This is a genomic window from Variovorax sp. WDL1, from assembly GCF_001541225.1.
In the GTDB taxonomy this organism is placed as follows: Bacteria; Pseudomonadota; Gammaproteobacteria; order Burkholderiales; family Burkholderiaceae_C; genus Variovorax.
This window is the reverse complement of record NZ_LMTS01000271.1, coordinates 73,492-99,830: the sequence shown is the minus strand read 5'-3', so window position 1 is coordinate 99,830 and position 26,339 is coordinate 73,492. Positions and strand designations below refer to the sequence as shown.

Here is a 26,339-nt window from a genome sequence, read left to right as displayed (position 1 = left end):
TCTCAATCGAAGGAGCCTCCTCAAAATCCGGGGCGGTTCAAGCGGCCACCATCGTAGTGGTTTGCGTCGAAGTTGAGACCAGCCCGTGGCGGTCGCAACTGCGCGCGACGACGGTCGCGAATGAACCGGTGCCAAGCGCGGTCCACGAGCGCACAATGCGCAACTTGCGGCCCGCCACGGTCGCCGTGCCAAGGAGCGTCCATGAGCACTGACAGCCGTTCCGTTCTCGTTACCGGCGCGACCGGTGGTATCGGACGCGCCGTCTGCGCCCGGCTGGCGCAATCGGGGCGTGCTCTGGTGCTTGCGGCTCGCGATGAAGGCAGGCTGCTTGCGCTTTGCGACGAGCTGCGGTCGGTTCGCCCCGGCCGCTACGAAGCCATCCCGGTCGACATGGGTGACGACGCCGCCGCCGCCGCCTTCGGTGAACGGCTCGTCGACCAAAGCACCGTGCTCGACGGCGTTGTGATGATGCCGCCGCAGATGCCTCCGACGAACGATTGCCTGCCGCCCAACGACACTTGGCGCACGCTGTTCCAGCGCAGCTTCATCGGCCCCTTGGGGCTTTTGAAGGCGGTAATCCCCGCGATGCAACCCAACCCGGCTCAGGGCCAGCGCGTCAAGGTAGTGATCATCTCGGCCGTTACGTCGGTGCAAGCGCTCGGCCACTACGCGACGAGCAACGTTCTGCGTTGCGCCTGGCTAGCCGAGGCAAAGACGCTCGCGTTCGCCCTGGGCGAGCGTGGCATCCACATCAACACCTTGTCGCTCGGCGGCACGCTGACGCCCGACTACATGGCCTCCCTGCAACGACGCGCCGAACAGGCGGGCGTCAGCTTCGCTCAGCGCTTGGCCGACGAGACCTCGAACATTCCGCTGGGCAAGTACGGTACGCCGGAAGAAGTTGCCGTGGTCGTCGAGCAACTGCTCGGTGCATTGTCGGATCACATGACCGGCGCGAACTTGCTGCACGACGGCGGATTCACGCGCGCGTACTGAGCGCACGTTTGACGAAGCACCAGCTCCGGCGGCCCGCACGCCCGCCCCGGCGGCGAAGCAAAAATTCAAGGATGAGTCATGCCCTTCATTGGCACGAGCCTACCTTCCGCCACGGCGCGCGCGAGCGCGAACTCGTAGCGCATCGCTTCCAGCATTGAAGCCAACTGGCGCGCTTGGTGCTCCGCCCTTTTCCTCTCTGCGCGCAGCTTCCCGTTCTCAATCCGGCCTCCGCGCCAAGTCATCCCTCGCCGCGTCACGTTGGGCGCGCGAACTTTTGCCCAGCAGGCTCCCTATCTCCTTGGCAATGTCGGGATACGTGTTGTGCAACAGGGCCGGTGTCACGCCGGCCTCGCGCGCAACGGCGGTGATCGAGATGCTCTGTCCGCGGTTTTTTAGCTTGAGGATCGCTCGACGCAGTTCGTCCCGACGGCGGTCCTTGAGGGCGCGTCGCTCCTCGGCGCTCATCCTTCGGCAGCGAGCGTGAGCCCGAGGACTTCAAGGGCCTTGCCGGCAAGACGGACCTCGCGTTCCGCCCGCTTTCGCACAGCTGGGCCGACGTCCTCTAGATCGAGTAGTTCCTTCTGCTGCGAATGGATCTCGAGCCGCGTTTCGGCGAACGACGGGTCGATCACGCCACTCTTGCAGTCAACGCAGGTGCCGATTCGAGGTCGCGCAGCTCGCGCGCGAGCCGTTGCTGCAGCGGCGCGGCGTAGCGCTCCAGGATAGCCTGCGCCTTGACCATGATCTCGGGGCTGAGGTATTCCACCAAGCCCTTCCCGGTCTTACTCTCCACGGTCTGACCCAGCGGCGCCGGACGCCGGCACCTGTCTCTTCGCGGCGGGCGCCGTTCTCGATGCGCAGCACCTCGTCGTTGCGCATACCGCGGCCACCGCAGCATTGACAGATCCGATTATCACGCGCTAGGACCCGCGCCTTGATCCGCCTCCACCTGGAGGAACGCAGATACTGCCCGTGATAGTCAATGAGCACTACCTCAATAGTCCGCTTCGGCTTCGTGGCGATGTGCTGATCCAACACAACCCAAACATGGCGGCGACATCGTTCGGTGTCAGCTCAAGCAACCCCAGCGCACCCGCACCTCTCCTGTGGGCGGATCACTGGGTGATGCGTCACCTGCGTCGCTGATCGTCGAGACCGGCTTCATGACTCGTCGCAGCCGTGGCTCGATCCCTTGTAGCTTGGCGCCAGGGTCCTGGACTTCTTGCGTTCAGCTCAACCCTTCAGCTCTTCAAGCGTCTTTCCGCCTGCGATGGCTTCCTTCATCCAGCGCGGCTGCGGGCCACGGCCAGTCCAGGAATTTCCGGCGCCGTCGCGGTAGAGCAGCGTTGATGGACTCCGCTTTTGTTTCAGGCGCTTTGACCGAACTTTTGCGACCTGGCCAAGGGCAGGCGCAGTTCCCGTCAAGAAATCGTCTAAGGACTTCCCAGCCGCGAGCGCGTCACGAATCCAGAAAGGGCGCTTTCCGATGCCGGACCAGGACTTGCCATTGCCGTCGCTGTACTTCGCGGCCCGGTCGCTCTTTTCGCTCTTCACGCTCTTGACCCCCGGCCTCTTGGCCGAAGCCTTGGCACTCGCAACCGCGCCGCCGAACCCGAGTTGATGCGCCGTCAACCCATAGTGCTCGATCGCAGTCTTGATGCGAGCGACAACGCCCGCGACTTCCTTGTGGCGTAGTGCGTCAGCGGATTGCTGAAGAGCCGCGATCTTCCTCTGGATCTGGGCGTAAGTCTGGGTCATTAGATACTATGGAAGGGGCCACGGAGGTAAGCCCCTGGAGTAGAACGAGGATTCGGAGACTCGTTCGAAAGGAGAGCATGCAAATGCGCGCCTGACACAGCCCTTCAGGGGCAGGATACGACGATCACCGGCCGGCTGTACATGGCCTTTGATTGGGCGACAAGAGCTGGAAGCTGTCGCTGGGTGACGGCGTGCGCGCGCCGAGCCGATGCTCGGTCGCTGCAGGGGACACGGCGTCTGTGCTGACAGCGATCACGAGGGCCAAGGCACGTTGCGGCCTGGCCGGGCAAGTGCCGGTGCGCAGTTGCTACGAGGCTGGCCGTGACGGCTTCTGGCTGCACCGCTGGCTGACCGAACAAGGCATCGCCAATCTCGTAGTGGACTCGGCCAGTATCGAAGTCAACCGGCGCGCGCGCCGCGCGAAGACGGATCGGCTCGACAGCGACAAGCTGCTGTCGATGCTGATGCGCTATCACGCTGGTGAACGGCGGGTGTGGGCCGTTGCGCGGATCCCCAGCCCGGAGCAGGAGGATGAGCGGCGCGTGCACCGGGAACTCGGCCGCCTGCGGCAGGAGCGCACTGCCCACAGCAACCGGATCCGTTCGCTGCTGGTGCTGCACAACCTGCGGGTCGAGCGCATCGGTGGGCGCGCGGGGTGGGCTGGTGGACTCAGCACGCCGTGCGACTGTTGCCAGGTTTGCGCGCCGAGATTGAGCGCGAGTTCGAACGCCTGTCGCTGGTTGCCAGGCAGATCAGGGCGCTGGAGACACTGCAGCAGCATCAGGTCCGCAGCGGTGCACAACCCGCGATCGCACTGCTCGCCCGGCTGGCAGGTATCGGCACGGGAAGTGCATGGACCCTGGTCAAGGAACTGTTTGGCTGGCGGCGGTTCCACAACCGGCGTGAACTTGCCGGCTGCCTGGGCCTGGCGCCGACGCCCTACGCCAGTGGCACCAGCGACGTTGAGCTCCCCGGCGGCCACCCAAACTCCTCCACCTTTGGCCAGCTAAATTCCCCCACCCCGGCGGCGCGCTGAAGCGCTGAGCGCGGCGTGCGCTGCGCTGGGGTCGGACCAGGCAGGACGTTACTTTCCGCCCTCTCAACTGGGAGGGCACTGGAGTGAACGTCTTGAAGCCGCATCTGCAAACGACCATCTGGACCCTGCTGGCCGCGGGGGCCAGCCAGCGCGAGATCGAGCGCGTGACGGGAATCGACCGCAAGACGATCCGTGGCTACCAGAAGCGTTTCGCTGCGGCCGCGCCGAATTCCTCCGGGGTGGCCACCGGCTCAGCAGCGCAATTTCCCCCACCCCGGCCACCGGCCGCGACGGGCGGCCACGCCGGTGCCGTGTCGGCATGCGAACCGCACCGCAGCTTCATCGAAGCGCAACTGCGTCTGCGGCGCAACGCCACGGCCATCTACCAGGATCTGGTCGACCAGTTCGGCTTCGCCGGCGCGTACGGCTCGGTCAAACGCTTCGTGGCCCGGTTGCGCCAGCGCCAGCCCGAGCAATTCGATCGCCTGGAATTCCTGCCCGGTGAGGAGATGCAGGTCGACTACGGTGAGGGTGCGCCCACGCGCGTGCCGGGCACCGAGCGCTATCGCAAGCCGCGCCTGTTCGTGGCGACGCTGCGCTATTCGCGGCGCAGCTTCCGCCGCGTCGTGTGGAAGTCCAGCCAGGAGACCTGGGCCAGATTGCACGAGCAGGCCTGGCGCTACTTCGGCGGCAGTTGCCGCTACGTCGTGCTGGACAACCTCAAGGAAGGCGTGCTGCGGCCAGACCTGTACGAGCCCGAGCTCAATCCCGTGTACGCCGCCACCTTGGCCCACTATGGCGTGGTCGGCGACCCGGCCAGGGTGCGGGACCCCAATCGCAAGGGCAGCGTGGAGAACGCCATCGGCCACACGCAGGCCACGGCCCTGAAGGGGCGGCGCTTCGAGTCCCTGGAGGAGCAGAACGAATTCCTGGAGCACTGGGAGCGCAAGTGGGCGGCCCCGCGCATCCACGGCAGCACGCGCCGCCAAGTGCAGGCCATGTTCGAGGAGGAGCGCCCGCTGCTGCAGCCGCTGCCGATGCTGGGCATGCAGTACTTCACCGAGGCCCAGCGCACCGTCTGCGACGACACTTGTGTGCGCATCGATCACAGCAGCTACGCCGCGCGCCCGGCGCCCATCGGCAGCCGGGTGCTGGTGCGTCTGTTCGAGCGCCGAATCGAGATCCGCGACCTCAAGACGCAGGCGCTGCTGCGCACCCACGCGCGCGTCGAACGTCCGGGCACGGTTGTGCTGCCGCAAGACGAGCGCGTGTTCAACCCCTCGCGCGAGACACGTCGCATCCTCGGCCAAGCCAGGGCGATCGGCCCTGACGCCGAACGGCTGTGCCAGATGCTGTTCGCCGTCGAGGGGCGCGTGGGTCAGCGCAAGCTGTGGGGCATCGTGAGCCTGGCCAACCGCTATCCGCGGCGCCTCGTGGACTGCGCCTGTGCGCGCGCCATCGTTGATGGCGTGCACAGCTATCGCCACGTCAAGGAGCTGACCGAGAAGTTCGTGGCCGACGCGCTGGCCGCGATCGACACCGTCGACAGCCCGATGCAAGGCGAGCTCGCATTGACCCAGGAGCATCCGCTGATCCGGCCCGCCGACATCTACGCCGAGCTGTTCGCGCGCTGTGCCGCCCAGCCCTCCCATCTCCCCACCACCGGAGTTCGCAAGCATGACCCTCAATGAGATTGAACGCGCTCTGCGCGATCTGCGCCTGTCGGGCATCGCCGCCACCCTGAACACGCGCGTGATGCAGGCGCAGTCGTCGCAACAGCCCTTCCTGGAGACCTTCGCCACCATGCTGCAGGACGAACTCGACCGGCGCCACTCGCGGCTGACCGAGCGGCGCTTCAAGCATTCCAAGCTCGAGGAACGGCTGACGCTGGGCGACTTCGACTGGCGCTTCAACCCCAAGCTGCCGCGTCAGGCCTGCTTCGAGCTGCACACTCTGAAGTTCATCGGCGAAGGCGCCAACGCCCTGATCATCGGCAAGCCGGGCACCGGCAAGAGCCACGTCGCCAAGGCCGTGGCCTACCAGGCTACCCTGCAAGGGCACGAGGTGCGCTACGTCGAGGCCGACACCGAGTTCGCCCGTTTCGCGCTGTCCACGCCGGCTGAGCAGGCCGCCATGCTGAACGCCTATGTGGAACCCGATCTCCTTGTACTGGACGATCTGTTCCTGGCGCGGCGCATCTCGGACACCGGCGCCGAGGTGCTGCAGTCTGTCGTCCATCAACGCTACAAGCGTCGCAGCAGCATCATCGTCACCTCTAACCGGGTCGTGCAGGACTGGGGCAAGTATCTCGGCGATGCCACCATGGGCACGACCATCCTGGACCGCCTCATGCATCGCGCCGTCATGCTCGAGTTCGAGGGAAAAAGCTACCGACTCAAGGAGGCCGCCGCCCGATTGGCGCTCAATGCCGACCATGACTGATCAATAATTCGATCGTCCTGCCTGGAGGAGTTTGCGCGGCCACAGGTGGGGGAATTTGAAGTGGCCATCCGGGGTTGAGCAGGGCATCAGCAAGGCCGGAAACAAACGCAGTCGATGGCTGATGGTCGAACTCGCGTGGAGTTGGCTCCGCTTCCAGCCGGCCAGCCAGTTGAGCCAATGGGGTTCAATCAGCGCTTTGCCGTCGCCGGCAAGCGCATGCGACGGATCGGCATTGTCGCGCTTGCGCGGCGGCTGGCGATCGCCCTATGGCGCTATCTCGAGAGAAATGCCTCCCCAGCTGGCGCTAGCGCGCGGCACTTTGCCGTGCAGCTGAGGCCGCTACAACCTTGACCTTACCGACCATCCCGGCTTCGTAGTGACCCGCAATGAGGCAAGCAAAGTCGAAATCACCGGCCCGGTTGAAAGTCCATACGATCTCGCCCGTCTTGCCCGGAGCAACGTGCGCCATGTAAGGCTCGTCATGCTCCATGTTGGGAAATTTCTTCATGAGCGCCGCGTGTTCATCGAGCTCCTTCTTCGTGCCCAGGACGAACTCGTGCATCAATTTCCCATCGTTCTTGATCGACAACCTGACCGTTTCGCCCTGCTTCACCTGGATGCGGTCGGGCGTGAAGCGCATGTTGTCCGTCATCCTGACGGCGACGGTCCGCTTGGCCGCCCTCGCCTCTCCCGCGATTCCCCAGTCCTTCTGCTCTTTCTTGACGGGGCCGGAGGGCTTGCTGTGATCCTCGTCCCCATGCGCGAGTACAACGCCTGAAAGGGCCAGCGTAGCGGCAAGCACGAGTACCTTGATCGATTTCATTGTGGTTCCTTAAATTGAGGCAGGGCAGAATCAGGGTCGTCAATGCTGCAGGATTTTAGAGAGGAAGTCCTGGGCACGCGGTGTCCGGCCCTCCGGCTGGCCGAAGAACTCGTCACGCGCGCAGTCCTCGAGGATTCTTCCCTGGTCCATGAAGATCACCCGGTCACTCACCTGCCTGGCAAAGCCCATCTCGTGCGTGACCACCATCATTGTCATTCCTTCGCCCGCGAGCTGCACCATGACCTCGAGCACCTCGCCGACCATCTCCGGATCGAGTGCCGAGGTCGGCTCGTCGAACAGCATGACGATCGGATCCATGGACAGCGCCCGCGCGATGGCGACGCGCTGCTGTTGGCCGCCCGAAAGCTGACCCGGAAACTTGTCCTTGTGCGCCGAAAGTCCGACCCGATCAAGCATCCGCAATCCTCGCTCAACCGCTTCGGAGCGAGATCGCTTCAGTACCTGAACCTGTGCCAACGTGAGATTGTCTGTCACGTTCAAGTGGGGAAACAACTCGAAGTGCTGGAATACCATGCCGACTTTGGCACGCAGCCTCGGCAAGTCGGTCCCGGGATCGGCGACCTGGATGCCATTGACCGTGATGCTGCCACGTTGGATGGGTTCGAGTGCATTGACGGTCTTGATGAGGGTCGATTTACCAGAGCCGGATGGCCCGCAAACCACGACCACCTCGCCCTCACGGATGGTCGTGCTGCAATCGCTCAGCACAGGAAATTTTCCGTACCACTTGGAGACATCGTTGATTTCAATCATGGAGTTCATTCAAAGTGCCGATGCGATCTTGCGCCGTTGCAGCCATGTGACCCACCAGGCACCGGCCGTGCACAGCGCCAAGTAGACGAGCGCGACGAGGATGTAGACCTCGACAACGCGCCCGTCGCGTTGTCCCACCTTGGTCGCGGCCCCGAGAAAATCGTTCAGACTGATTACGTAGACGAGCGACGTGTCCTTGAGCAACGCAATGGTCTGGTTGATCAGCGACGGCGTCATGTTGCGAAACGCCTGCGGCAGGATGACGTGGCGCATGGCTTGCCAGGGCGTCATGCCCAGCGACTGGGCCGCCTGCATCTGGCCTGCGCGGACGCTGCCGATGCCGGCGCGGATGATCTCGCAGTAGTAGGCCGACTCCGCGAGGACGAAGGCCACCAGCGCCGCATAGATCGGTCCCACGCTGAGGTTTGGATCGCCGGTGACAGTCCTGAGCACCACGGGCATCAGGAAGTAGATCCAAAGGATCGTGAGAATCAGCGGAATCGAACGGAACAGGTTCACATAGCCAGCAACGGCGGTCGCGATCGGACGAGGCGCAAAGATGCGGGCGATGGCCAGCAGGGTTCCAAGGCCGATGCCTGCAGCCATGGCGACCACCACCAGGAAGGCGGTCATCTGCAGGCCCTGCATGAGGTATGGCCAAGCGCGCTGCAGCGAAACCCAGTCGAAGTCGTAACCCATCAGGTGCCTCCCAGCAGACCTGTCACGCGCACCCGGAGCTCGATATGGCGCATCAACAAAATCACGCCATAGGTAATCGCCATGTAGATCACCGTCGCGGCAATAAAAGCCTCGAACGGGTGAGCGCTGAACTCACTGAGCTGGCGTGTCTGCCCAGTCAATTCCATGAGCCCGATGGTGAGCGCCACGGCCGAGTTCTTGAACACGTTCAGAAAGTCCGACGTCAACGGCGGAATGACGATGCGCAGGGCCTGCGGCAGGATCACGTGCCGGTAGGCCGCCGCCGTCCCAAGCCCAAGTGCCATGGCCGCCTGCTTCTGACTTGTCGGCACCGATTCGATGCCCGCTCGCACCTGCTCGGCCGCCTTCGCGGCCGTGTAGAGTGTCAAGCCAACCAGCACGGTTAGGAACTGGTTGGTGGTCGGATTCATCTGCTTGATCGCACTGCCCCATTCGACCGGCAGCAATTCCGGTACGACGAAGTACCAGAGAAACAGCTGGACCAGCAGCGGTGTGTTGCGGAAGCAGTGGATGTACACCGTGGATAGGTAGCGCGCCGGACGGTTGGTCAGCGTCCTCGCCACGCCGGCGACCAAGCCGATGCCCAGCGCCAGCGTCCAGGCCAGCAACGACAGGAGGACGGTCCACAACAGGCCGCGCAGCAGCATCAGCCCGTAGAGGCCCTCCCCTGTGACTGAGGGTTTGAAGAAAATCAGCCAATCCCAGGCGTAGTGCATCGTTCAGTGCGGTTCGTGCGGTCTGAATTCCAGGCGATTACAGCGGCTGGTCGTTCGGGTTGCGAATGAGCTCCTGGATATCCGGCGACATCGGGAAATTGACGGTGACGCTTCCCTTCACGGCGATGGGCTTGAGGAAGTATTTCTCGTACAGCGACGCAAACTCTCCCGAGCGCATCATTCCCACGATCACGCTGTCGACCAGCTTCTTGAAGGCGACATCGCCCTTTCGCAGCATGCAGCCGTAGGCCTCCTTCTGTTGCGGAACGCCCACCACTTCCCAGTCGGCCGGATTCCTGGCGCGCGCGATATTGCTGAAGAGAATGATGTCGTCCTGGGTGGCCGCAACCGCCCGCCCGGTTTCGACCGTCAGGAAGTTCTCGTTGATGTCCTTGGCCAGGATGATGTTGATGCCCCACTTGTTCTGCTCGTTGAGGCGGCGCAGCATGCGCTCGGCGGTCGTTCCTGCGCTGACGACGACGTTCTTGCCGACCAGGTCGGACCAGTGCTTGATCCCCGAGTTCTTGCGCACGAGCAGGCGCGCTCCGACCACGAAGAAGGTGGTCGAGAAGGAAACCTGGTTCTGTCGCTCGGCGTTGTTGGTGGTGGAACTGCACTCGAGGTCGACGGTCTGGTTGGCCACCAGTGGAATACGCGTCTGCGGCGTGACCTCCAGCGTCTTGACGTCCAGCTTTGCGAGTTTCAACTCCTTCTTGACCTGCTCGGCCACTCGCTGCGAAATGTCCCAGGCGAAGCCCGTCTGCTTATTGTTGTCGTCCAGGTAGTTGAACGGAATGGAGGCACCGCGAGTCGCCACCGTGATGGTTCCGGTGTCCTTAATTTTCTTGAGCGTGCCGTCCAGCGGCTGCGCGGCCACACCGGCACACAGCGCGAGGCTGGCGGCCGCAACAAGGGACTTGATCATCGGTTTGAAAGTCATCGCAGGCTCCAGACGTCTTGGGGTTAAAGTTTGATACAGGCTTCGAAGGCGCTCAAGGCGCCCAGCAGTTCGTCGAGCAGCTCTTGCGGATCCTGCAAGCCGACGGAGAATCGAATGACGGGGCCCTGCACATCGCAGAACTGGCGCTTGGCCAGTTCCTCCGCGGGGTAGAAAGCAGCAATGCTGCGCACGCCGCCCCAGCTCGCGCCGATCGAGAACAGCTTCAGCTTACGGAACATCGCGCGGTAGGCCTCGTAGGGCGAGTCCACGAGCTGCAGCGACATCAGGCATCCCGACAGCTTGAAGTCGCGGGCCCATAGGGCATGGTCCGGTGCGCAAGGCAGCGCAGGAAAGAGCATCTGGCGAACCAATGGGTGCCTTGAGAGCCTGTCGGCGATCATTTGCGCGCTCGCCGCCTGGCGCTCCATCCGCACCTGCATGGTGTCGAGCCCACGCGACACGAGGAAGCAGTCCTCTGCGCTGACAGCCAGTCCCATCAGCGATTGCAGACCTCTCAGCGATCGATACAGGCGCTCGTCGTTGGTGGCGATGCTGCCCATCAAAACGTCCGAGTGTCCGCCCATGTATTTGGTGCAGGCATGGATGCACAGGTCCACACCATGTCCCAGCGCAGGAAAGCCCCGCGGACTCGCCCACGTGTTGTCGATCGCCGTCACCACGCCGTGGGCGCGGGCGACGGCGGTGATGGACGGCACGTCTTCCAGCTCCATCGTCACCGTCCCTGGCGACTCCAACCAGATAAGTCGGGTCGTGGGGCGAATGAACCGCTCGATGTCGGCCCCGATGCGTGGTGGATAGAACTCGACTTCGACACCGAGAGCTTCCAGGCGTTCGACGGCGAACGATTTGGCGAGGCCATAGGCGGCATCGGTCATCAGAAGGTGATCGCCCTGCTTGAGCAACGCCAACAGGGTGCCGCAGATCGCCGCCTGCCCTGAAGGAAAAACGACGCAATGTGCGGCGCCGTCCAGCTCGGCGATGCGCGTCTCCAGCGCGCGCTGGGTGGGCGTGCCGGTGGTTCCGTAGCTGAAGCCGTCGGGCATGCGGCTGCGTCGATGGACGAAATCGTCGAGCGAATCGAACACCACGGTCGAGGCACGCCACACCGGCGGAACCAAGCTGGCAAACGCGTCGTTGATTGAAGTTTGAGAGTTCACGATGAGAAATGGTGAGTTCACTAATGCAAGGTTCGCGCCTTGCCCTGAGGTGGTCCTGCACGCAATGGCATCCTTGTGCCGTGGCCGGCAGTGCCGGCGCCCCTATTTGGCAGGTGCGGATTCGATGAGCTGCAAGGCCTGCTTCATCTGCTCGACGGCCATGTTCTCCAGGTCGGTGTACACCCGCATTTCGACCGCCAGCTTGGCGAAGATCTCCTTTGCCGCGGCAATTTTGGCGGCGTCATTGGTCTTCGGATTGGCCAGCGCAGTCTCCAGCCGTTTGAACTCACTGGTTAGGAAAGCGGGTTGCTCGCCGAGCGTGCGCAGGCCCGTATTGGTCATCGAGCGGATACGCAACACCATCTTCACGTCCGACTGCTCAATCTCACCTTGAGCGCGCTCCAGTGCGAGCTTCGCAGCAACGGCCGGTTCGCTGTCGAGCTTCTTGGTGGCTGCGATGCTGTTGAACTTGGCGATGTCGGCCGAAAAATCGTGCGCCCAGGAGGGCACGGCAAAAGCAAGGGCAATCATTGCCAAGGCGGTTTGAAGTTTCATGGCGCTCTCCAGAGGGGTGGCTGAAGCTACCGACTCTAGGGCTGCGACGATAATCTGGATCACCCGCCAATTTCTTACTTCATAAGTGCTGCTTATATGTTGCTCCGGGAAATCGAGGTTTTCCGCTCCGTGATGTCCGTCGGATCCGCCAGCAAAGCGGCGGTACTCATGGGCGTCACGCAGCCCGCCATCAGTCAGTCGCTGCGCAGGCTGGAGGACGCGGCCGGCTTTGCCTTGTTCCGGCGGCTGCGCGGCCGCTTGCAGCCGACAGCCGAAGCGCGTGCGCTTCTGATCGAGGTCGAGCGCGCTTACGTGGGCCTGAGCAGTATCGAGCACCGCATGCGCAGCTTGAAGCGCTATGGCGTCAACACGCTGCGGATGGCGGTCTATCCGGCATTCGGATTGACCTTCGTTCCCCGCGCCTTGTCGCGGCTTGTGGCCGAGCGGCCCGACGCCGAGGGAAGACCGCAGATTTCGTTGCAGGTGCTGAGTTCGCGTGAAGTGCACGATGCCGTGTTGGCAGGTCAGGCAGACTTTGGGCTCATGGCCGATGAGATGCCCACGACGGGCCTGGAACATTCGGAATTCGCACGCTTTCCAGGCGTTGTGGTCATGCATGCGAAGCACCGGCTGGCCAACACCAGAACCGTTCAACCGCGCCAGCTCGCAGAAGAGCCCTTCCTTGCGCTCAACCCCGAGGATGCTTCCCGACGACGCCTGGAGCGCGCGCTGGAGGACTGTGGCGTCAGCCTCAGAGTGGCGGTCGAGACCCCGTACGCCGCGAGCGTCTGCGAGATGGCCATGCACGGGCTGGGAATCGGCGTCGTCAACCCCATCACCGCACTGGAGTACGCCCAGCGAGGTCTCGTCATCCGTGCGCTGTCGCTGGACATCTCCTTCGCCGGGCTGCTGGTGCTTCCCCCGGGTCAGCCACTGTCCAGCGTTGCACAACGAGTGCTCCAGCTCATGCGTATCCAGCTGGCGGGAGATCAGAAGGCTCTCGCAACCTTCCTCAAGCCAGCTTTGAAATCCTGATCGCCTTTGTCGGGCACAACGCAGCAGCGCTACGCGCTTGGCGCATGCAGATCGATCGGAATGTGCAGCGTCACGGTGGTCACCCCACCGGCGCTTCGGGCCTCCACGTGCCCCTGGTGCGCCGACATGATCGTGCGAACGATTGCCAGCCCAAGACCGGTGCCGCCGTCGTGGCGCGCGCGCGCAGAGTCGATGCGATAGAAGCGCTCAAAGATTCGCTCCAGGTGCTCAGGCGCAATGCCGCTGCCCTGGTTGGCCACCGCGAGCAATGCGAACTCATCACGCCGAGATATCTCGACGCGGACTTCGCTCGCAGGCGAGGCATGTCGGATTGCATTGGACAGAAGATTGGTCACAGCGCGCTGCAAGAGCATGCGGTCACCCCGCACTTCCGCTTGGCCATAGATGCTGACGGTGACGTTGCGCTCCTCCGCCAGCACGCTCAGATAATCGGCAACGTGCAGTGCGGCCTCATGCAGCGCTACGTGTTCCCTCTCCATGGCGATGTCGGCCTGATCGGCGCGCGCAATGAACAGCATGTCCGAGATGAGCCGGCTGAGCCGCTGAAGCTCATCGATGTTGCCGGCAAGGACGTCGCGCAGCTCCTCATTTGTTCGCTGCTGCGACAGCGCAACCTGCGAGCGCCCCATCAGCGTTGCGACAGGGGTGCGCATCTCGTGGGCAAGGTCTCCCGAGAACTCCTTGAGCCTGCGCACGCCTTCGTCCATTCGCTCGAGCATGGCGTTGAATTCGCGCGCGAGCGCACTCAATTCGGCCGGCAAACCGTCCAACGACAGCCGCTGCGCAAGGGACGATGTGTTGACGGAGGCAGCCAAGCGGCCGAAACGTGTCATTGGCAGCAGCCCGGTGCGCACGATCAGCCACACACCGGCCGACACAAGCACGAGCAGGAAAGGCACGCCGAGCAAGGTCGCGCCGACAAACGCCCGTAGCAGGGCCGCGTCTGCTTGTCGATCGATCGAGAGATAGAAACGAACCGGCTCTCCCGAGGCGACGGGCCGAACCCCCACAGCGGTGCTGTAGCGTTGCGCCGGCGCGGCACTCCACTCCTTCGAGGTGTCATTCGTTCCTTGAATTCCGAGGCGCTCCACGGTTCCTTGCGCGACGGCGGACGACGACCAAATGATCCGGTTCGTGCCAACCTCCACGATCGCGAGATGAAGATCGTCGTGGCCCACCAACAGGTCGTTGAAGCGATGCAGCTGTTCGGAGATCGCGAGGGGCGCCGGAATCTCCGAAAGCAGGTGTGCAAGCAGGAGCACCTTGCCGTCGAGCTCCGCGGCCGTACGCTTGTCAAGCTGGTCCGATAGCGTCCAATAGCCCAGGAAAATGGCACCGCCCGCAATAACCAACCCGAACAAGGAACCCGCCACCGCCAGCCGCGCAGCGAGCGATGCGCCGACCAGCCTCTTGCGCAAACTGATTCTCACGACGGCGCGTCCCGTCGCTCAAGCACGTATCCCACGCCGCGCACCGTGTGAATCAGCTTGACCTCGAATGGGTCATCAATCTTGGCGCGCAGGCGTCGTATCGCCACTTCGACCACGTTCGTGTCCGAGTCAAAATGGATGTCCCACACCAAGGACGAGATCTGGGTTCGCGACAGCACTTCTCCCGTGCGCTGAACGAGCAGTGTGAGCAGCGCGAACTCTTTGGCGGAGAGGTCGATGCGCTGGCCATGTCGGGTGGCGCGATGCCGCACCGGGTCGACCTCCAGATCGCCCAATCGAAGCATGGTTTCCTGGGGCGCGGGCTGACCGCGTCGCAGGAGCGCTCGTACGCGCGCCAGCAGTTCCGGGAATTCGAACGGCTTGACCAGATAGTCGTCCGCTCCGAGATCGAATCCGCGCACCTTGTCGCCGGTCTGTCCGCGCGCCGTGAGCATCAGGACCGGCGTCTGTTTGGCGGTGCGAAGCGCCGAAAGGACGGCATAGCCGTCGATGCCCGGCAGCATGATGTCCAGCACAACCAGGTCGTGATCGCCAGTGAGCGCGGCATGCAAGCCGTCGGTGCCATTGAACGCCAACTCCACGGTGTAGCCGCTTTCGACCAAGCCCTGGCGCAGGTAGTCCGCCGCTCGCGTCTCGTCCTCAACAAGAAGAATTTTCATGGTGCTGGTTTGACGCTGCGGTGAGACCCAACGAAGGAATCCTAAGGCCCAGCGCGCTCAAGCTGCCGCCTCCAGAGTCATCATCAGGTCACCGCCGTAATTGTGTTCTACATTATTGTTTGAATGTGGGATGGCAGCCCGCGAAGCCGGTGAGCTCGGCGAGCTCATCAATGATGGGGCAGTCCGGTCGGTCGTCTCCTTGGCAGCAGTCGGCTAGGCGCTCGAGCGTGCGCTTCATGGCCTCCATTTCCTCGATGCGTCGGCTGAGGTCATCGGCGTGCGCGAGAGCAATGCGCTTGACAGCGGCGCTCGCGCGACGCTTGTTCTGCCACAGCTTCAGCAGTTCGGCGATCTCGACCATACTAAAGCCCAGGGAGCGTGCGCGACGAATGAACCGCAGCGTGTGCACATCGTTCTGGGTGTACTGGCGATAACCCGAGTCCGTGCGGCCGATCTTGGGCAACAGCCCGAGCAATTCGTAGTGACGGATCATCTTCGCATTGACCCCGGAGCGGGCCGCCGCCTCGCCGATGTTGAAGGGCTGCGTGCCGATGGCCGCCTGGCTGCTGCTCATTGCGAACTTCCTTTCCAGCGCCGCAGGAGCAGCGCATTGCTTACTACACTCACGCTGCTGAAGGCCATCGCAGCGCCCGCGATCACCGGGCTCAGCAGGCCGAAAGCCGCCAGCGGGATGCCGACCACGTTGTAGACGAAGGCCCAGAACAGGTTCTGCCGGATCTTGGCGTAGGTGCGGCGCGAGATGTCGATCGCGTCGCTCACAAGGGCCGGGTCGCCGCGCATCAGCGTGATGCCGGCGGCATGCATCGCGACGTCGGTGCCGGTGGACATCGCGATGCCGACATCGGCGGCGGCCAGCGCCGGCGCATCGTTGATGCCGTCGCCCACCATCGCGACGCGTTCACCGCTTGACTTCAGCTGCGCGACGATCGAGGCCTTGTCTTCGGGCAGCACCTCGGCGCGCACGGTGTCGATCTTCAGCAGCTTCGCCATCGCCTCGGCACTGCCGCGGTTGTCGCCGGTGACCAGCGCCGTACGGATGCCTTGCGCGTGCAGCTGCTCGATGGCGGCCGCGGCATTCACTTTCGGCGCATCGCCGAAGGCCAGAAGGCCGATCAGCGCCGGATTTGCGCTGACGTCGGCCAGCCAGGACACCGTGCGGCCTTCGGCCTGTAGCTGCGATGCGCTTGCTTCGAGCTTGCCGAGCGGCACCGAGAGCTCGCGCATGAAGCGCGTGCTGCCCAGGCGCAGCGCGCGGCCTTCGACCGCGGCGGCCATGCCGCGCCCGGCCATGGCGTGCACCTCGCCGGCGCGCGGAATCTCGAGTCCCATCTCGTGCGCCCGCGCGAGCACCGCGCGCGCCAGCGGATGCTCGCTGCCCGCCTGGATGGCCGCGCTCGCGCGAAGCAAGGCGGCCGCATCGCCGTCCGCTGCCTCGAAAGCCACCAGCTCGGGTCGTCCCTCGGTCAGCGTGCCCGTCTTGTCGAAGGCCACGATCTTTACGCCGTGCGCCACTTCGAGCGCCTCGGCGTCCTTGATCAGCACCCCGTGCCGCGCCGCCACGCCGGTGCCGGCCATGATCGCGGTCGGCGTCGCCAGGCCCAGCGCACAGGGGCAGGCGATCACGAGCACGGCCACCGCGTTCAGAATCGCGGCCTCCCAGTCGCCCGTGCCGAAGCCCCAGCCGAGCACGGTCAGCATTGCGATGCCGATGACGACCGGCACGAACACGCTGCTGACCCGGTCCACCAGGCGCTGGATCGGCGCCTTCTTCGCCTGCGCGGATTCGACCAGCCGCACGATGCGCGCGAGCGTCGATTCGGCACCCACAGCGGTAGTGCGCGCGATGAGCAACCCCTGCCCGTTGACCGAGCCGCCTGTCACGGCGTCCTCCACATGCTTGGCAACCGGCAGGCTCTCGCCGGTGATCAGCGACTCGTCGATGTCGCTGGAGCCCTCGACAATAACGCCATCTACAGGTACACGTTCGCCAGGACGGACGATCACCAGATCACCGACTCGGACCTGCTCCACGGGCACGTCCTGCTCCACGCTGTCGCGGCGTATGCGCGCCCGCTCGGGGCGCAGCGCATTCAAGGCTCGAATGGCCTCCGTGGTCTGACGCTTGGCCCGAACCTCCAGCCACTTGCCCAGCAGAACCAGCGTGATCACCACCGCCGACGCCTCGAAGTACAGGTGCGGCGGCATGCCATGGCCCGCATGCGCGTAGAGCAGGTAGACGCTCAGCCCGTAACCGGCGCTGGTGCCCAGGGCCACCAGCAAATCCATGTTGCCAGCGCCAGCCTTCAAAGCCTTCCACCCGGCGCGATAGAAGCGTGCGCCTAGCCAAAACTGAACCGGGGTTGCCAACGCGAGCTGCAGCCAGCCGTCGAGCATCCATTCGCTGTTGAAGAGCAATCCGAACATCGGAAGCAGCAGCGGTGCCGACAACAGCGCGGCCACGGCGACGGGCCACCAATCGGGCAAACGGCGTGCTGGCTTGTCGGACACATCGCCCGCATCGTCGGCTTGGCGTGCGCTATAGCCGGCCTTACGAACCGCAGCGATAAGTGCCGGCAAGTCAACATCTCGGCTTGCGAGCTTGATCTCAGCCTTTTCCGTGGCGAGGTTCACCATGGCGGAAGCCACGCCGGGAACCTTGGCCAGCGCCTTCTCGACGCGCGCGACACACGACGCGCAGGTCATGCCTTCGATCTGCAAGTCGAGCGTCTGCTCACCGACGCCGTAGCCCGCCTTCTCGACCGCGCCTCTCAGCGTGCCCAGGTCAACAGAGCTGTCGGCGCGAATACTGGCCGCCTCTGTCGCCAAGTTCACGGTGGCATCGATGACACCGGGCACGCCAGCGAGGGACTTCTCTACCCGTGCAACGCAGGAGGCACACGTCATTCCCTCAATGGGGAGGGACCACTCCCTCAAGCCGCCGGCGGGCAACGGCATCTTCAAACTGCTGTTCATCGACATCTCTTGTATCCAAAGTATCCAAAGTATCCAAAGTATCCGAAGTTCAGGAATGTCCTGTTTCCCATCATGGGAAGGTCAAGGCGCCCACGGCAAATTCCTGCGTTTCTTAAGGTCAATCTCGCACCGCACGTTGACCTTCCCATGGAGGGAAACCTGAGACTTGCCATCTTCCCATTCACCGAAGGAGCTACTGATGCATGAGTTCGAAATCCAATCGATGACCTGCGGCCATTGCGCCAGCCGCGTCACCCAAGCGGTCAAGGGCTTGGACCCGCAAGCCAAGATTGAAGTGAATCTTCCCGCCAAGAAAGTGCGCGTCGAGAGCGCTGAGGACCGCGCCAGCGTTGCCACCGCGCTGGCCGAGGCAGGTTACCCGGCAGCCTAAGGGAGCCGCGCCGGCATGACAGGAGGCGCTGGGTGCTCCCGCGTTGCGGCGTGTCCATGTCCTGCGATCATGCTCGTGAAGGCGTCAGATAACAAAGTTGTCATGTACGGGTAAGCCTCTCGTCGCGCCGTACTTTCTACAGTTGGTCTTGATGCAGCGAGACCGGCGCCACAGTCGGTGCGCCAGCGTCATGCCCAACCTAGAAGGAATTGAAATGAAAAAGACTCTCCTTGCCATTGCGGCCACCGTGTTCTTCGGCGGCGCTTACGCGCAGAGCCACACGCAGGAGGCTGTCCCGCAGACCAACACCAAATCACAAGCCGCGGCTGAAGCCAAGAAAAGCGCGAAGCCGGCAGGCGTCAGGCAGATCCGGGATGGCAGCACTGCCGAGGGCGAAGGCTCTGGCGTGAAGAAGACCACCAAGTCCGAAATGAGGGGCCAAGATCGCCAGCAAGCGCGCGAGGCACGTCCTCATGGGCATCCCGCGCCAGGCGGTACGCCGAAGTAAGCGGCCCGCTCGGCGCGATTAGGCCTTCTAAACCGGCAGCCCTCATCGCCGCGCAGCTCCCTGGAGCTGCCGATCGAGAGGCGTCCAGGCAGCTGGGCGTCACAGGTCATCAATTTTGTTCGGTGGCCGACAGGACCGCGCGGGCGGACTTCGACTCACCGAGCGTTGAGCACTAATTTTCCCTGGAGATTCAAATGAAGCACACCCTCAAGACTTCCCTGGCCATTGCCGCCCTTCTGACCGCATACGGCGCCCCCGCGCTTGCCGGAAACTATGCCGAGGGAGATCCGAGACCCACTCCGCTAGTGTCGTCGTTGAGCCGCGCGGAAGTAGCTGCCGACGCGCAACGCTGGGCTCAGGCTGCTCCCACGCAAGGCTATCCCGAAGGCAATCCGCGCGCGATTGCGATGGTCTCGGCCGGCAGCAGGGCCGCCGTGATGGCGGACACCCTGATCTGGATGCGATCGGGTCTGGCCGCGGCGCAGAACGGCGAAGCTGGTTCCGACCTGTCGCGCCCAGCTTACAGGCAAGCTGCTGCCGAATACGCGCGGCTGCGTTCTGGTCCAGAGTACACAGCGCTGGTTCAAAGCATCGAAAGCAACCGCGCCTCGGCAAGGACGGCCAGCCGCTGATATCGCCTAGCAGATCCAGCGAGCGTCACCGCGCGAGATGGAGCATGCACGCAGCGGGCATCTGTCCGCTGCGTGCATTCTTTTGTGCTTGAGGAATCGGCAACGGAAACTGGGATAACGCATTTGTAATGCGCGTGTCGGCTGGGTGCAAAGCATGGATCCGTACAGTGGGTTGCATGTCGATTGGATCGACATCGCCCGATCAAGGTGATCACGGCGCCCACTGTGGAGACACATCATGCTAAACAGACCATCGCTGGCATTCGCAATCGTCTTTGGTGTCTCAGCTGCAGTACCCTTCGCAGCCTCTGCTGACGCCCCCTCTCACTTTGCGCCTAACGAGGCCGGGGTCGTGTTTCACCGCGATCATGACCCCGCCAAGGAAATGCCCAGGGCGCAAGTGGTGACTGAACTCGAGACGGCAAGCAAGCAGCGTCATTGGACCTTGGCGAGTCGATACGGCGCTCCGTGGCCAGTCGCCAAGACAGGCCCTGGCAAGACACGCGAGCAGGTTCGTCAAGAGACTCTCGATGCCATGCGGCGGAACGAAATTCCTTCCGGCGAGAAGTAGCGTTGAGCTCGGTCACGGCAAAGACGTGCCTGCTGTGCCCGCAGACGGGCGCCACGTGAGTAAACGGGCTGCGCGTGCCGAGAGATATGCTGATGGCCCCCTTTCCCGGATGTTCGGCACGCCGCTCGGTGGCCGCGTGAACTTCCGGGAATGTCGAATAGATGCTCATGGCCACCTTCCATCGGGCGATTGGCCTGTTGGTCTGGTGCTCGCCGCCAGCGCGTGCTCGGCTGCTCGACCTTTCTCGGAGAGGTCGACACGTTTCAGCGTGGTTGGCGAACTGTGGCGCTGCTTGATAGCTCGACCGCTCAACTCCGCCGCGGAGCCATGACAGATTGTTGAAAAGTGGCGCGCACGATCGAACAGCGGCAAGTACCGTAAGAGATCGAGAGTGCTCCTCAGGCATCGAGTGGGTGACGACCGCAGCAGATCCAAAGGTAAGCTTCCTCTACTGCGTCCTTGCCGGCGAGATCGGACTTCGCGAGCTGCTCCAGCGCGCACAGCAACTGCTCGGCAACATCCATGTGTCGTTCATCCACTGCCTGCTTGTAAAGCTGTAGCAGCCTCTGTTCCAGGGTGGTAATGCCAACATCAAGCTGTTCTATCACGGCATCTCCCATCGCGGCTTCCTGCCGCTGCCGCAGCGTAAACCTTCATCCTATGGCAAGGTCAATCGAGGGGGCGCTTGACCTTCGTCCTGGGGCGAAGGTTTATTCTTCACTATGGCTGCTGCTTCTCCCTTCGCGCCCGAACGCCTGACCGTAGGCAAACTTGCCGCGCTGGTGGAGGTCTCGGCCAATGCCGTTCGCTTTTACGAGCGCGAAGGTCTGATGCAGGTACCGAGCAAGTCCGAGAATGGCTACCGCCTGTACGGGCTGGAGGCGGTGCAGCGACTGCGCTTCATCAAGCAGGCGCAGCACTGCGGCTTCACGCTGGCAGAGATCCAGAGCTTGCTGCAGTTGCGCGACAAGGCCTCGACGTGCTGCAGCGACGTGCGCGGCAAAGTGATCGAGAAGAAGCTCGAGCTGGAAGCGCGCATCAAAGCCATGAAAGGGATGTCCAAAGGGTTGGACCAACTCATCTCCGACTGCAGCAACGATGCCCGTCCGGCTGAGGATTGCTCAATTCTTGCTGCCCTTTCCGGAAGCGACCAAGGATCCACGCGATGAAGATCGAAGTGCTGCGCGCTTCTGGGTGCGCGAAATGCCTTCGCGAACTGGACGGTCTGCGCGCTGCGGCCCGGCAGGTCGACCCGGCTATCGACTGGAACGAACTCGACATCCTCGCGGCCCTCGACTATGCCGTCGAGCTGGGGGTGCTCCGGTCGCCTGCCGTGGCTATAGATGGCGTATTGGTGTTCGCATCTCTCCCCGCGCCTGACGCACTCGCCGCGGCGATACACGAGCGTCGCCGCGGCGTGGGTTGATATGGTCAACGAGGCGTTCCAGCAGGCCATGCAGCACACCGGCATGGCGGCGCTCGTGGTCAGTTTCCTGACCGGCTTTTTATTCAGCTTCAACCCGGTCGCCTTGGCAGCCATCCCAGTGTCCCTGGCCTACGTGACCAAGGCGCGCGCGCCGCGCCAGGCGTTGGTTTTTGGCGGCATGTTCATCGCCGGCATGGTGCTCACGCATGTGCTGCTGGGTGCGGTAGCCGGCGCCGGCGGCAGGGGCGTGCAGTCCCTGCTCGGGCGCTACTGGGGACTGGTGCTCGGGCCGTGGCTCATCCTGATGGGCTTGCTGTGGCCAGGCTGGATCCGTCTGCCGTTCAAGGGCCTGTCGTTGCGTGCCTGGCGTGCTACGGGCTCTTGGGGCGCCTTCGCACTGGGCGTTCCCTTTGCGATCGCGATCTGCCCCGCGTGCACGCCGGCGCTGATCGTGATGCTCGGTGTCGTGGCCGGCATCGGGTCGCCGGCCTGGGGTGCGCTGCTGCTGTTGGCCTTCGCGCTCGGGCGCGCGGTGCCGATCGCACTGGGCGCGGGCGCCATGGGCTGGCTGGAGCAACTGCAGCCGCTTGCGCGTTACCAGCGGGCATTCGACATCGTCGGCGGTGTCGCACTCGTCCTCATGGGCCTCTACATGCTCAACGCCCAGTTCTTCTGGATACCGGAGCTGGCCGTCTGACGCCGCAGTCCAGGATGGCTTCGCCACCCCGATGAATGCCCTGTTGTTCGACTCGCTGCTGATCTGCCCTCACGGCGGCCACGCCAAGCGAGAGGCGACGCCAATCGACGCTTGCCTGTTCTTCTACGAGTGCGAAGGCTGCAAGGTGGTGCTTCGCCCCAAGCCCGGGGACTGCTGCGTGTTCTGCTCGTTCGGGTCGGTGCCGTGTCCGCCGGTCCAGGCGCAACGCCCTTGCTGCGGCTGAGCAAGTCTTTTGGACGCAGATGCCGCCCGATTGCATCGGCCGCTGCATCAGGTCCACCGGAGCGGCAGTTCAGCATGCTTCCGCTCGCCGCTGCATACGCATCGATGTCTCCGTACCCTTCGGGCGCCGCGTCGGCCTAGTGGTCTGAAATCGGTTGCAAGGGTGCGATCGCCCCATAGCAAGTGGCAGGATTGGCATTTCGTGCAGCCTTGTCGGCGACTCGCTGAAGTGATGGAATGTGCCCTCGCATCGATCTTAGTTGCTGCGCAAGAGGCAGGCATCTTGGTTCGGTCCCGTCAATCCACTCTGGAGTTCCGTTATGGTTCCACGTGACGATATCAACATCATGGCAGCGGTTTGCGCCCGCTCGAGAGCGGATGCCCCGAGATGAAACTTTGGCAGTTTGAGGGATTGGGAATGGGTACGATGGACGTCTGCGCCGGCTGCACCTTCCGTGACTTCGAGGACTTCCCAGGCCCGATAGTGAAAGGCTCGATCAGCCAACCAATCGCAGCTTTCAATTTTGTCGGCACATCGGATTCACGGCCTGCGCCGTGGCAGCTGTCGCCATCATCTTGGTGGTCCTCATGATGAGAGTGTGGCCCAATGGCATGCCTTCGACCGGCGCAAAGTCCAAGGCGCACCCCAAGGTCATTCCGCTCGCCGTGCTGGGCGATTCCAGCAGTCAGTCGTATCACGACACCGTCTGGTTTCCTATGCAAAACGGAGAGCGGGGCGGCGCACATCGTTTGCAAACCTTTCAATGGACCGAAGTCTTGGCACGCCTGCGAGGGGAGGAATTCGATCTCGGGCCATGGGTCCAATGGGGATGGCCCGGCCCGATCGCGCGCGGGCGCGAGTGGCTTGGGCTGGCCGGCGGACGCTCGCCACCCAAGCAAGACTATCTCTACAACTTCGCGAACTCGGGCGCCGCTTGCCGGAATCTCATGCGAGGCCGATTCCGACAGGCGCCACGGCTCGTCGCGTTGATGAACCAGACGCCAGAACAGTGGCAACGCGGGGTGGTGGTGATCCGGATCGGCATCAACGACTGGAGCGCCCTGATCGATCTGCAGGCGCGTGATCCAATGGCTGCCCGGCTTCATGCGACCACCGCGTACTGCAAAGGCGAAATTGCCGCGGCCATGGCACTAATCCGCGCCTCGCATCCGTCAACGCGAATCCTCGTGGTCGGCATCGGGAACGAGGCCGACGACCCTTCCAACCTCGAGAGCTATCAGACCGAGGTCCAGACGCGCAACCTACGCGCAGCCGTGGCGAACTTCAACGACGCGCTGCGCAATCTGGTGCGCGGCGACCCACGACTCGCCTACTTTGATGACTTCGGATGGTTTGAGCGCCTTTGGGGTTCACGCACTGCCGATGGCAAGCCTGCGTTCCGCGCCGTCGAGATCGGAACGACCCTGCGGGTGACCTATACCGCCGGCGACGATCCGCGCAACGCTCTGCTGAAGGATCTTCACCCCGGCCTTGCTTGGAATACGCTATGGGCGCAGTCGTTGGTGCAGCGCCTTAACGAGGTATTCGGCCTAGGCGTGACGCCGATTTCCGATGAAGAGGTGGAGCGTTTTCTCGCGCCATTAGTAGAGCAACCCAAAGCTCGAACGTCATAGGGCGATCACGCGATAACAACCGCTTTCGTCTGGTCTGGCTGAAGAGGCCTTCGCAGGGGAGACCTATTAGAGCGGCAGTTTCAGGATACTTCCGCTCGCCACCGCATATGCATCGACATGTCCGGAAACTTCGAGCGCTGCGCCGGCGTAGTGGACGTGGAAGCGGCCGCCCGGATGCGAAACCACGCCCTCGAGCTGCGCGCCGCTGTAGGACAACGCGCGAGCCGCGCATTCCTCGCCGAAGCCAGCCTGACCAGCTACCATTGCGATGCGGTTTGTCGCAGCGCATGGGAGCTGCTCGCCTTTCCCATACGACAGCTGCGCGAGGCGATCGACGGCGACCAGGGCACCCCCTGGGCCTGGATCGAATCGCTGGGTTTGCAATCCCGCCGCCAACGCGCACGCATCAAGCGGCTGATGCACTTGCTCCTCACCGAGGGACAGGACGGAAGCTATGACCGGCCAGGCACGCGCATGGAGCTCGCGGCCGAGCTCGGCGTCACTGCGGAAGCGCTGTATCGAGCGCTTCCATCGCTCCAGAAAAAAGGCATTCTTTCGGTACAGGGATCGCGCCTCTCCTGGCGCGGCTGACGAGGCGCCTACCCGGGATAGCTGGCGAAGACACGCTCCCGCCCAGTGCGATCGACAAGAAGTACTTTGTAAGGATCACGGCGGTCGCCGTATTCCATGCCGGGGGACCCCACCGGCATCCCGGGTACGGCCAGGCCGAGGGCCTGCGGCTTCATCGCCAGCAAGCGCTTGATATCGGCCGCGGGCACATGACCTTCCAGGACATAGCCCTCCAGCGTCGCGGTGTGGCAACCTGCAAGGCGCTCCGGCATCCCGAAACGCTTGCGAAGGCTCGAGGTGTCTGGGCTTTCGGTCACTTGCACGGTAAAACCGGCCGCCTTCAGGTGGTCGACCCATGCGCTGCAGCAGCCACAGTCGGGGTTCTTGTAGACATGGATCGGAGCAGCTGCATGGGACGGGCCCGTTTGCAGTATTGGGGTCGCTGCGATCCCGAGGAGGAATGAACGTCTTTTCATATGGGTCCTTTCGGATTTGCTTGCCCGTTGGCAGCAACGGTTTAGTCAATCACTCTGCTTGTGCGCAGACGCAGCGAGTTGGCAATGACGCTGACGGAAGACAGCGCCATCGCAGCCGCCGCGATCACCGGCGACAGCAGGATGCCGAAGAACGGGTAGAGCACGCCCGCCGCGAGCGGTATGCCGGCGGCGTTGTAGACAAAGGCGAAGAAGAGATTGGTTCGGATGTTCTTCATCGTCACTTGCGAGAGGCGACGGGCCCGCGCGATGCCCATGAGGTCGCCATGCAGCAGCGTCACGCCCGAACTCTCCATGGCCACATCGGTGCCGGTTCCCATGGCGATGCCGACATCCGCAGCAGCCAGGGCAGGCGCATCGTTGACGCCGTCGCCCGCCATGGCGACGACGCGACCTTCGGCCTTCAGACGCTCAACCACCAACGACTTGTCTTGCGGTAGAACCTCGGCGATCACTTCGTCGATGCCGAGTTGACGCCCGACAGCCTGCGCAGTGGTTCGCCCGTCACCCGTGAGCATAACGACCCGAATGCCTTCCGCCCGCAGCGTGGCAATGGCCTGCGGCGTGCTGGCCTTGATCGGATCCGCGATGCCGACGAAGCCGGCCATCTGCCCGCCGATGCCCACGAAGATGACCGTTGCCGCCTGTGCACGAACGCCTTCGGCCGCCACGTTCAGAGTGCCCGTTTCGATGCCGTGCTCGGCCAGAAACTTTGCGCTACCTGAAACCACCCGAGCGCCTTGCACGGTCCCCACCACACCCTTGCCGACGGGAGAGTCGAAGTCGGTGACCGGCAACAACGGCAACTGGCGCTCCTGAGCATCGGCGACGATCGCGGCGGCCAACGGGTGCTCGCTTGCCCTTTCCACGCTGGCGAGCTTCTGAAGCACGGTATCGGCGTCAAAGCCTTCCGCTGCCTCGACATGCACGACCTTCGGCTTGCCCTCGGTCAATGTGCCGGTCTTGTCGACCACCAATGTATCCACCTTTTCCATGCGCTCCAGCGCCTCGGCATCGCGGATCAGAACGCCGTGCTGGGCTCCCTTACCGACGCCCACCATGATGGACATCGGA

General features: G+C 63.5%; 32 protein-coding genes and 2 pseudogenes. 16 read left to right on the top strand and 18 right to left on the bottom strand.

The window, feature by feature from the left end; all coding sequences use genetic code 11:
* Nucleotides 1-212: hypothetical protein (locus APY03_RS44930; protein ID WP_232324511.1), on the top strand; the 212-nt coding region annotated here is incomplete at its 5' end.
* Nucleotides 202-996: an SDR family oxidoreductase gene (locus APY03_RS33605; protein WP_068684135.1), complete on the top strand. Its 795-nt coding sequence runs from the start codon at nt 202-204 to the stop codon at nt 994-996. The genes APY03_RS44930 and APY03_RS33605, both read left to right, overlap by 11 nt.
* A gap of 216 nt (nt 997-1,212) precedes the next feature.
* On the opposite strand, the gene APY03_RS33600 is transcribed toward APY03_RS33605, so the two are convergent.
* The 4 genes from APY03_RS33600 to APY03_RS42915 all read right to left on the bottom strand — a co-directional run bounded on the left by APY03_RS33600 (nt 1,213) and on the right by APY03_RS42915 (nt 2,754).
* Nucleotides 1,213-1,461 (bottom strand): hypothetical protein, encoded by a 249-nt coding sequence (locus tag APY03_RS33600; protein ID WP_068684133.1) that lies wholly within the window; start codon nt 1,459-1,461, stop codon nt 1,213-1,215.
* Nucleotides 1,458-1,628 (bottom strand): hypothetical protein, encoded by a 171-nt coding sequence (locus tag APY03_RS42035; RefSeq protein ID WP_157103496.1) that lies wholly within the window; start codon nt 1,626-1,628, stop codon nt 1,458-1,460. The genes APY03_RS33600 and APY03_RS42035 overlap by 4 nt, the downstream gene beginning before the upstream one ends.
* Nucleotides 1,625-1,789 (bottom strand): hypothetical protein, encoded by a 165-nt coding sequence (locus APY03_RS42030; protein ID WP_232324510.1) that lies wholly within the window; start codon nt 1,787-1,789, stop codon nt 1,625-1,627. Before APY03_RS42030 ends, APY03_RS42035 begins: the two co-directional genes overlap by 4 nt.
* A gap of 440 nt (nt 1,790-2,229) precedes the next feature.
* Nucleotides 2,230-2,754, bottom strand: a complete 525-nt coding sequence (locus APY03_RS42915; protein WP_068684131.1) for an H-NS family nucleoid-associated regulatory protein — start codon at nt 2,752-2,754, stop codon at nt 2,230-2,232.
* A gap of 141 nt (nt 2,755-2,895) precedes the next feature.
* On the opposite strand from APY03_RS42915, the pseudogene APY03_RS45780 reads away from it, so the two are divergent.
* The 4 genes and pseudogenes from APY03_RS45780 to APY03_RS44920 form a co-directional block, all read left to right on the top strand.
* Nucleotides 2,896-3,721, top strand: a pseudogene (locus APY03_RS45780) (transposase); the annotation flags it as partial.
* Nucleotides 3,722-3,873: 152 nt separating this feature from the next.
* Nucleotides 3,874-5,481 carry an IS21 family transposase gene (gene istA / locus APY03_RS33585; RefSeq protein ID WP_068684129.1) on the top strand — a complete coding sequence of 536 codons (1,608 nt, stop codon included), beginning with the start codon at nt 3,874-3,876 and terminating at the stop codon, nt 5,479-5,481.
* Complete coding sequence (gene istB, locus APY03_RS33580; RefSeq protein WP_068684127.1) at nt 5,468-6,232, top strand: IS21-like element helper ATPase IstB; 765 nt, start codon at nt 5,468-5,470, stop codon at nt 6,230-6,232. Before istA ends, istB begins: the two co-directional genes overlap by 14 nt.
* Nucleotides 6,233-6,299: 67 nt before the next feature.
* Nucleotides 6,300-6,583: pseudogene (locus APY03_RS44920) on the top strand (IS110 family transposase); the annotation flags it as partial.
* Here APY03_RS44920 and APY03_RS33575 read toward each other — a convergent pair.
* From APY03_RS33575 to APY03_RS33545, 7 genes are all read right to left on the bottom strand, one after another.
* Nucleotides 6,537-7,055, bottom strand: coding sequence for a cupredoxin domain-containing protein (locus APY03_RS33575; protein ID WP_068684125.1), 519 nt, complete (start codon nt 7,053-7,055; stop codon nt 6,537-6,539). The pseudogene APY03_RS44920 and the gene APY03_RS33575 overlap by 47 nt on opposite strands.
* Before the next feature lie 39 nt (nt 7,056-7,094).
* Nucleotides 7,095-7,829, bottom strand: coding sequence for an amino acid ABC transporter ATP-binding protein (locus tag APY03_RS33570; RefSeq protein WP_068684123.1), 735 nt, complete (start codon nt 7,827-7,829; stop codon nt 7,095-7,097).
* Nucleotides 7,830-7,838: 9 nt separating this feature from the next.
* A complete protein-coding gene (locus APY03_RS33565) occupies nt 7,839-8,528 on the bottom strand; it encodes an amino acid ABC transporter permease (protein ID WP_068684121.1) in 690 nt (229 codons plus the stop codon).
* A complete protein-coding gene (locus APY03_RS33560; RefSeq protein ID WP_068684119.1) occupies nt 8,528-9,265 on the bottom strand; it encodes an amino acid ABC transporter permease in 738 nt (245 codons plus the stop codon). The genes APY03_RS33565 and APY03_RS33560 overlap by 1 nt, the downstream gene beginning before the upstream one ends.
* Before the next feature lie 37 nt (nt 9,266-9,302).
* Nucleotides 9,303-10,205, bottom strand: a complete 903-nt coding sequence (locus APY03_RS33555; RefSeq protein ID WP_068684117.1) for a transporter substrate-binding domain-containing protein — start codon at nt 10,203-10,205, stop codon at nt 9,303-9,305.
* 23 nt (nt 10,206-10,228) lie between these two features.
* Complete coding sequence (locus APY03_RS33550) at nt 10,229-11,383, bottom strand: trans-sulfuration enzyme family protein (protein WP_068684159.1); 1,155 nt, start codon at nt 11,381-11,383, stop codon at nt 10,229-10,231.
* A 102-nt stretch (nt 11,384-11,485) separates the two neighbouring features.
* Nucleotides 11,486-11,938, bottom strand: a complete 453-nt coding sequence (locus APY03_RS33545) for a hypothetical protein (protein ID WP_102906033.1) — start codon at nt 11,936-11,938, stop codon at nt 11,486-11,488.
* Nucleotides 11,939-12,034: 96 nt separating this feature from the next.
* On the opposite strand from APY03_RS33545, the gene APY03_RS33540 reads away from it, so the two are divergent.
* Nucleotides 12,035-12,973: a LysR substrate-binding domain-containing protein gene (locus APY03_RS33540; RefSeq protein WP_068684113.1), complete on the top strand. Its 939-nt coding sequence runs from the start codon at nt 12,035-12,037 to the stop codon at nt 12,971-12,973.
* Between the two features lie 29 nt (nt 12,974-13,002).
* Here APY03_RS33540 and APY03_RS33535 read toward each other — a convergent pair whose 3' ends face one another.
* From APY03_RS33535 to APY03_RS33520, 4 genes are all read right to left on the bottom strand, one after another.
* The gene (locus tag APY03_RS33535; RefSeq protein WP_232081428.1) at nt 13,003-14,424 is read right to left on the bottom strand and encodes a heavy metal sensor histidine kinase; all 1,422 of its coding nucleotides are present in this window, start codon (nt 14,422-14,424) and stop codon (nt 13,003-13,005) included.
* Nucleotides 14,421-15,104, bottom strand: coding sequence for a heavy metal response regulator transcription factor (locus APY03_RS33530; RefSeq protein ID WP_068684111.1), 684 nt, complete (start codon nt 15,102-15,104; stop codon nt 14,421-14,423). Before APY03_RS33530 ends, APY03_RS33535 begins: the two co-directional genes overlap by 4 nt.
* A 112-nt stretch (nt 15,105-15,216) precedes the next feature.
* Nucleotides 15,217-15,678, bottom strand: coding sequence for a Cu(I)-responsive transcriptional regulator (gene cueR / locus APY03_RS33525; RefSeq protein ID WP_068684109.1), 462 nt, complete (start codon nt 15,676-15,678; stop codon nt 15,217-15,219).
* Entirely contained in the window at nt 15,675-18,104 is a 2,430-nt protein-coding gene (locus APY03_RS33520) for a heavy metal translocating P-type ATPase (protein WP_198161348.1), read from the bottom strand. The genes cueR and APY03_RS33520 overlap by 4 nt, the downstream gene beginning before the upstream one ends.
* Before the next feature lie 193 nt (nt 18,105-18,297).
* Between APY03_RS33520 and APY03_RS33515 the strand changes: the two genes are divergently transcribed.
* From APY03_RS33515 to APY03_RS33505, 3 genes are all read left to right on the top strand, one after another.
* A complete protein-coding gene (locus APY03_RS33515; RefSeq protein ID WP_068684105.1) occupies nt 18,298-18,489 on the top strand; it encodes a heavy-metal-associated domain-containing protein in 192 nt (63 codons plus the stop codon).
* 214 nt (nt 18,490-18,703) lie between these two features.
* The gene (locus APY03_RS33510; RefSeq protein WP_068684103.1) at nt 18,704-18,997 is read left to right on the top strand and encodes a hypothetical protein; all 294 of its coding nucleotides are present in this window, start codon (nt 18,704-18,706) and stop codon (nt 18,995-18,997) included.
* A 194-nt stretch (nt 18,998-19,191) separates the two neighbouring features.
* Nucleotides 19,192-19,629, top strand: coding sequence for a hypothetical protein (locus APY03_RS33505; protein ID WP_068684101.1), 438 nt, complete (start codon nt 19,192-19,194; stop codon nt 19,627-19,629).
* A 969-nt stretch (nt 19,630-20,598) separates the two neighbouring features.
* On the opposite strand, the gene APY03_RS33500 is transcribed toward APY03_RS33505, so the two are convergent.
* Nucleotides 20,599-20,820 (bottom strand): hypothetical protein, encoded by a 222-nt coding sequence (locus APY03_RS33500; protein WP_068684099.1) that lies wholly within the window; start codon nt 20,818-20,820, stop codon nt 20,599-20,601.
* A gap of 102 nt (nt 20,821-20,922) precedes the next feature.
* On the opposite strand from APY03_RS33500, the gene APY03_RS33495 reads away from it, so the two are divergent.
* The 6 genes from APY03_RS33495 to APY03_RS33470 all read left to right on the top strand — a co-directional run bounded on the left by APY03_RS33495 (nt 20,923) and on the right by APY03_RS33470 (nt 24,792).
* Nucleotides 20,923-21,369, top strand: a complete 447-nt coding sequence (locus tag APY03_RS33495; RefSeq protein WP_068684097.1) for a heavy metal-responsive transcriptional regulator — start codon at nt 20,923-20,925, stop codon at nt 21,367-21,369.
* Complete coding sequence (locus APY03_RS33490; RefSeq protein ID WP_068684095.1) at nt 21,366-21,626, top strand: hypothetical protein; 261 nt, start codon at nt 21,366-21,368, stop codon at nt 21,624-21,626. Before APY03_RS33495 ends, APY03_RS33490 begins: the two co-directional genes overlap by 4 nt.
* Before the next feature lies 1 nt (nt 21,627).
* On the top strand, nt 21,628-22,323 hold the full coding sequence (locus tag APY03_RS33485; RefSeq protein WP_068684093.1) for a cytochrome c biogenesis CcdA family protein: 696 nt from the start codon (nt 21,628-21,630) through the stop codon (nt 22,321-22,323).
* A gap of 31 nt (nt 22,324-22,354) precedes the next feature.
* Nucleotides 22,355-22,567 (top strand): GDCCVxC domain-containing (seleno)protein, encoded by a 213-nt coding sequence (locus APY03_RS33480; protein WP_068684091.1) that lies wholly within the window; start codon nt 22,355-22,357, stop codon nt 22,565-22,567.
* Nucleotides 22,568-23,121: 554 nt separating this feature from the next.
* A complete protein-coding gene (locus APY03_RS33475) occupies nt 23,122-24,201 on the top strand; it encodes an SGNH/GDSL hydrolase family protein (protein ID WP_102906030.1) in 1,080 nt (359 codons plus the stop codon).
* Nucleotides 24,202-24,357: 156 nt separating this feature from the next.
* On the top strand, nt 24,358-24,792 hold the full coding sequence (locus APY03_RS33470) for a helix-turn-helix domain-containing protein (RefSeq protein ID WP_162487248.1): 435 nt from the start codon (nt 24,358-24,360) through the stop codon (nt 24,790-24,792).
* Nucleotides 24,793-24,800: 8 nt separating this feature from the next.
* Here the strand turns inward: APY03_RS33470 and APY03_RS33465 are convergent, their stop codons facing one another.
* The gene (locus tag APY03_RS33465; protein ID WP_068684085.1) at nt 24,801-25,247 is read right to left on the bottom strand and encodes a DUF411 domain-containing protein; all 447 of its coding nucleotides are present in this window, start codon (nt 25,245-25,247) and stop codon (nt 24,801-24,803) included.
* Nucleotides 25,248-25,288: 41 nt separating this feature from the next.
* The coding region (locus APY03_RS44915; RefSeq protein ID WP_232324508.1) for a heavy metal translocating P-type ATPase at nt 25,289-26,339 on the bottom strand (1,051 nt) is incomplete at its 5' end.

Coding starts and splice junctions, on each gene's coding strand:
- APY03_RS33605 (WP_068684135.1), top strand. CDS start 202: ATGAGCACTGACAGCCGTTCCGTTCTCGTTACCGGCGCGACCGGTGGT.
- APY03_RS33600 (WP_068684133.1), bottom strand. CDS start 1,461: ATGAGCGCCGAGGAGCGACGCGCCCTCAAGGACCGCCGTCGGGACGAA.
- APY03_RS42915 (WP_068684131.1), bottom strand. CDS start 2,754: ATGACCCAGACTTACGCCCAGATCCAGAGGAAGATCGCGGCTCTTCAG.
- istB (WP_068684127.1), top strand. CDS start 5,468: ATGACCCTCAATGAGATTGAACGCGCTCTGCGCGATCTGCGCCTGTCG.
- APY03_RS33575 (WP_068684125.1), bottom strand. CDS start 7,055: ATGAAATCGATCAAGGTACTCGTGCTTGCCGCTACGCTGGCCCTTTCA.
- APY03_RS33570 (WP_068684123.1), bottom strand. CDS start 7,829: ATGATTGAAATCAACGATGTCTCCAAGTGGTACGGAAAATTTCCTGTG.
- APY03_RS33565 (WP_068684121.1), bottom strand. CDS start 8,528: ATGGGTTACGACTTCGACTGGGTTTCGCTGCAGCGCGCTTGGCCATAC.
- APY03_RS33560 (WP_068684119.1), bottom strand. CDS start 9,265: ATGCACTACGCCTGGGATTGGCTGATTTTCTTCAAACCCTCAGTCACA.
- APY03_RS33555 (WP_068684117.1), bottom strand. CDS start 10,205: ATGACTTTCAAACCGATGATCAAGTCCCTTGTTGCGGCCGCCAGCCTC.
- APY03_RS33545 (WP_102906033.1), bottom strand. CDS start 11,938: ATGAAACTTCAAACCGCCTTGGCAATGATTGCCCTTGCTTTTGCCGTG.
- APY03_RS33540 (WP_068684113.1), top strand. CDS start 12,035: ATGTTGCTCCGGGAAATCGAGGTTTTCCGCTCCGTGATGTCCGTCGGA.
- APY03_RS33530 (WP_068684111.1), bottom strand. CDS start 15,104: ATGAAAATTCTTCTTGTTGAGGACGAGACGCGAGCGGCGGACTACCTG.
- cueR (WP_068684109.1), bottom strand. CDS start 15,678: ATGAGCAGCAGCCAGGCGGCCATCGGCACGCAGCCCTTCAACATCGGC.
- APY03_RS33520 (WP_198161348.1), bottom strand. CDS start 18,104: ATGTCGATGAACAGCAGTTTGAAGATGCCGTTGCCCGCCGGCGGCTTG.
- APY03_RS33515 (WP_068684105.1), top strand. CDS start 18,298: ATGCATGAGTTCGAAATCCAATCGATGACCTGCGGCCATTGCGCCAGC.
- APY03_RS33510 (WP_068684103.1), top strand. CDS start 18,704: ATGAAAAAGACTCTCCTTGCCATTGCGGCCACCGTGTTCTTCGGCGGC.
- APY03_RS33505 (WP_068684101.1), top strand. CDS start 19,192: ATGAAGCACACCCTCAAGACTTCCCTGGCCATTGCCGCCCTTCTGACC.
- APY03_RS33500 (WP_068684099.1), bottom strand. CDS start 20,820: ATGGGAGATGCCGTGATAGAACAGCTTGATGTTGGCATTACCACCCTG.
- APY03_RS33495 (WP_068684097.1), top strand. CDS start 20,923: ATGGCTGCTGCTTCTCCCTTCGCGCCCGAACGCCTGACCGTAGGCAAA.
- APY03_RS33490 (WP_068684095.1), top strand. CDS start 21,366: ATGAAGATCGAAGTGCTGCGCGCTTCTGGGTGCGCGAAATGCCTTCGC.
- APY03_RS33485 (WP_068684093.1), top strand. CDS start 21,628: ATGGTCAACGAGGCGTTCCAGCAGGCCATGCAGCACACCGGCATGGCG.
- APY03_RS33480 (WP_068684091.1), top strand. CDS start 22,355: ATGAATGCCCTGTTGTTCGACTCGCTGCTGATCTGCCCTCACGGCGGC.
- APY03_RS33465 (WP_068684085.1), bottom strand. CDS start 25,247: ATGAAAAGACGTTCATTCCTCCTCGGGATCGCAGCGACCCCAATACTG.